The organism is Poseidonocella sp. HB161398, from assembly GCF_005870025.1.
Taxonomy (GTDB): domain Bacteria; phylum Pseudomonadota; class Alphaproteobacteria; order Rhodobacterales; family Rhodobacteraceae; genus Mangrovicoccus.
On the sequence record NZ_VATA01000296.1, the window covers coordinates 1 to 529 of the forward strand.

Consider the following 529-nt stretch of genomic DNA (forward strand, 5'->3'; position numbering starts at 1 on the left):
TGGCCTGGCATGAGTGGTCACGGTCGGGTCGCCGCGGGTCATCAGGCCCGGCAACGGTCCCGGGCTGGCGGAATGGCCCTTCGCCTTCAGCCGCATTCGCATGACGCGGTAGAGGACCAGCGCCAGGAAGCAGATCGGCGCATGGGCGCGGATGCGGTCCGGCAGGCGGTGGTGGACGGGGGCGGTCTCGATGTCGCTCTTGAGGACGCGGAACCCGCGCTCGATCTTCCAGCGCAGCGCGTACCATTCGAGCTTGTACACGGCGTCGGCCTGGCTCCCGACCGGCAGGTTCGTGATCTGCTTCCAGTGGACGGGCACCCTGTCCTGCGGCAGGTCAAGTTCCTCGGCATGGATGATCTGGAGCTCCTGGTGCCGGTATTTCCTCTGCTTTCCGATCGGTGGGCGGACCGTCATCGTCGCACGCCAGAGCGACAGAACAGTACTTTCCATGATCCGAAGATTCTCGAAATTAGAGAGCTTCAAGGCTGACTTCTCGCTGCTGCAGCGAACGACAGGAAAGTCCCGGATA

General features: G+C 63.7%; 1 pseudogene. It reads right to left on the reverse strand.

Going from position 1 to position 529, the window contains the following annotated elements:
- Positions 1–297 (reverse strand): annotated as a pseudogene (locus FGX59_RS39240) (transposase); the annotation flags it as partial.
- Positions 298–529 lie beyond the last annotated feature (232 nt).